This is a genomic window from Deinococcus sp., from assembly GCF_018260405.1.
GTDB lineage: Bacteria > Deinococcota > Deinococci > Deinococcales > Deinococcaceae > Deinococcus.
Genome location: NZ_JAGLBG010000158.1, coordinates 1 through 3,394 on the forward strand (window position 1 = coordinate 1; position 3,394 = coordinate 3,394).

The following is a 3,394-nucleotide window of genomic DNA, read 5'->3' on the forward strand; positions in this document are numbered from 1 at the left end:
CCGTTCGTTGAGTCTTCACACACCAACGTAACCGACCCCACTTGCTTTTTGGTCAAAAAGGTTCCGGACTACTGTTAAAGTAGAGCTATGAAGAAAAGTACATGTTCTCTACTTTTGCTCCTTCTCTCTGCCGCCTCCGCGCAGGATACCGGCCTGTACGCTCCTGCGCCGCCTGCCAACAGTGCGTTCGTCCGGGTGGTCAATGCCCCTGAGGCGACGCTGGGCACCAAGGCCGTCAAGGGCGAAGCCGGAAAAGTCAGTGCCTACGTGGTGGTGCCGCAGGGCAATGTAACGGCCAAGATTGGCAGTGCCACGGCGAATCTCAAGGTCGAAGCGGGCAAATTCTATACGGCGGGCGTCAGTGGCGGGAAAGTCGTGCTGCTGACCGATCAGGGAGCCGACAACCGCGCCAAGGCCGTGCTGACGGTGTACAACCTTAGCAAGAATGCCAGCATTGACCTCAAGACAGCCGACGGCAAGACCACCGTGATCACGGGTGTCAAGCCGGGCAGCAGCGGCAGCCGCGCCGTGAACGGAATTACCGTGGATCTCTCTGCGTTTGCTGGCCCTAAGGTCGTCGGTACGGTCAGCGGGGTCAAGTTGGAACGCGGCAGCGGCTACGCCCTGGTCGTGAGCGATACGGGCATGACCGTCACTCAAAGCTCGACCAAAACCAACTGAAGGCTGCTGAAGCATGGTCTTCAGTTCTAATGTCTTTTTGTTTTTGTTTCTCCCGCTCTTTTTGCTGGTTTACTACCTGCTGCCTTTCAAAGCCCGCAGCGCGTGGATTCTGGCCGGGAGTTACGCCCTGTATTCGTGGTGGCGAATCGATTTTCTCTGGCTGCTGGTCGCGGTCACAGCCGCCGCCTATATCTACGGCCTGGTGCTCGACAAACAGCCTGATGGAAGTGTTCGCCGCTGGACCCTGACTTCGGCCATCGTGCTGATGCTGGGGGCACTGGCCTACTTCAAGTACGCCAACTTTGGCATCGAGAGTTTTAACGCCATTACCCAGACGTTCGGCTTTCATCCCTTTGCCTGGACACCGATTCTGCTGCCTATCGGGCTGTCGTTTTTCGTCTTCCACGCGATTTCGTATATCGTCGACGTGTACCGCCATGAGGAACCACCGACCCATAACCCGCTGGATTTCGCGGCGTTTATTGCGCTGTTTCCTCACCTGATCGCCGGGCCAGTCCTCAAATACAACCTGCTGGCCGATCAGTTCCGGAACCGCACCCACACCATCGAGAAATTCAGTTATGGAGCCACCCGCTTCATGACTGGGTTTGCCAAGAAGGTGCTGCTTGCCGACACCATCGCGCCGCTGGTCACCGCCACGTTCCACCAGTCCAGCCCCACTTTCGTCGATTCCTGGCTGGGGGCCATCGCCTACACCTTGCAGCTGTACTTCGACTTCAGCGGTTACTCGGATATGGCGATCGGGCTGGCGGCCATGATGGGCTTTAAGTTTCCTGAGAACTTCAACCACCCGTACATCTCGCGCTCTATCACCGAGTTCTGGCGCAGGTGGCACATGAGCCTTTCGGGGTGGCTCCAGCAGTACCTCTACATCAGCCTGGGCGGTAACCGCAAAGGCGTGGCCCGCACCAAGTTCAACAAGTGGCTGACGATGGTGCTGGGCGGCCTGTGGCACGGGGCCAACTGGACTTTCGTGCTGTGGGGCGTATGGCACGGCACCCTGCTTGCCATCGAGGCTGAGCTCAAGCAGCAAAAGCGGCCCACTGCTCCGGCGTGGTTGACCATTCCCGGCACCATGCTACTGGTGATCGTCGGCTGGGTGATGTTCCGCGCCGACCATGTTCAGGGCGCCCTGCGGATGTATAAGGGAATGCTGGGGCTTAACGGCTTTGGCCTGAGCGACACGCTGGCGTGGCAGGTCAAGCCCAGCGTGCTGTGGACCATGCTGCTGGCGGCGCTGGTGGTCTACATCGCGCCGTGGTGGGGTACCCGTATGGGCGATGTGGGCAGTAGGCTACTGCGCCCCGGCCCGGTAGTGGCCGCGACGGTGCTGCTGCTGCCACTGTTTGTCCTGGCGATCATGAAACTGAGCGCTCAGTCTTACACGCCCTTCTTGTATTTCCAGTTCTGAGGTTGATGTGACGACGAATTTTGAACACCAGCATCAGATGAAGCCCGGTGGTGTCAAGGGCAATATCGATAACCACCAGACGCCCACGCTGCTGCACTGGCTGCCCACTGTCTTCCTGCTGGCCGTGGTTGGTCTTGGGGCGGTCTCTGTGCTGACCCAGTCGGCGGTACGCAGCTGGCCGACCGGCAAGTCGCTCATCACTGGCGAGGCGCAGGCCGAATTCGAGAAGAAGAATCTGGATGCCAACGTGCCTTGGCGCGTGCCCAGCGTGGCCTTGTGGGGCGGGCTGAACTACCGCCTGTTCGGTGAGGCGCGTGACGGCGCAGTGATTGGGCAAAACGGCTGGCTCTTTACCACCGAGGAATTCCAGACGGCTCCTGAAGACGCGGCGGAAATTCGCGGCAAGCTGAGCTATATCCGTGAGGTACGCGACGAACTGGCAAAAAGCGGGGCCAAGCTGGTGGTCGCCCTGATTCCGGCCAAGACCCGCCTTTATGCCGGTGAACTGGGAAGTACGCGGCAACCGGCAGTCTGGCAGCCGGTCTATCAGGAGTTTCGCCATGGCCTAGAGCAAGCAGGTATTCCCGCCCCTGACCTGGAAGCCGCACTGAGGAAAGCCGCCAAACCTGGTTATGAAGTCTTCCTGCACACCGACACCCACTGGACGCCGTTCGGGGCTGTTGTAGCCGCCCAGACGCTCACCCCGGTGGTCAGGAAGCTGGCCCCCGAGCTACCCGCCGCCACCTACGCCGCCACCTACGCCGCCGCCCAGAAGCCTGTGACGGCCCGCAGGGGCGACCTGCTCCGGTATGTGCCCGCGCCGGACGGTAGTGGCCCGGCACCCGATCAGGTACAGGAACTGACTTACACCCGTGCTGATGCGAGCGGCGGCGGCCTGCTGGGTGGTGACAGCCTGGCGGTGACCCTGGTGGGAACAAGCTACAGCGCCGAAACCGCAGAGAACGTCTGGCACTTTGGCGGAGCGCTGAGCCGTGCCCTGGGAGCGGAAGTGCTTAACGCTGCTCAGGCGGGTAAGGGACCTACGGTGCCAATGCGGGAATACTTGAAGGGAAAAGACCGCCAAGAGAATCCGCCCAAGGTGGTCATCTGGGAAATTCCAGAACGCTTTCTGCGGGTGCCTTATCCAGAGAAGCAGCAGCCTAAATCTTAAAAATCGGGCCTTGTTTGGAGCGCCTGGGCTGTTCTTATACGGATTCCGATTGATTTGGTGCAGTTCCGAATCAATCCGAGCGGATGCGAGTAGGAACAACATACGGGTTT

The 3,394-nt window shown here is 59.9% G+C and carries 3 protein-coding genes; all 3 read left to right on the top strand.

Translation table 11 applies throughout. The features are described 5' to 3' along the window. Positions 1-114: 114 nt before the first annotated feature. The 3 genes from QZ269_RS12480 to QZ269_RS12490 are packed head-to-tail and all read left to right on the top strand — an operon-like array spanning position 115 to position 3,284. Positions 115-681, top strand: coding sequence for an alginate O-acetyltransferase AlgF (locus tag QZ269_RS12480; RefSeq protein ID WP_291427031.1), 567 nt, complete (start codon positions 115-117; stop codon positions 679-681). Positions 682-694: 13 nt separating this feature from the next. After that, the gene (locus QZ269_RS12485; RefSeq protein ID WP_291427032.1) at positions 695-2,113 is read left to right on the top strand and encodes an MBOAT family protein; all 1,419 of its coding nucleotides are present in this window, start codon (positions 695-697) and stop codon (positions 2,111-2,113) included. A 7-nt stretch (positions 2,114-2,120) separates the two neighbouring features. Next, positions 2,121-3,284, top strand: coding sequence for a hypothetical protein (locus QZ269_RS12490; protein WP_291427033.1), 1,164 nt, complete (start codon positions 2,121-2,123; stop codon positions 3,282-3,284). The last annotated feature ends 110 nt before the right edge of the window (positions 3,285-3,394 follow it).

Bases quoted from the DNA above. Each gene is read 5' to 3' on its own strand.
- QZ269_RS12485 (WP_291427032.1), top strand. From the start codon at position 695: ATGGTCTTCAGTTCTAATGTCTTTTTGTTTTTGTTTCTCCCGCTCTTT.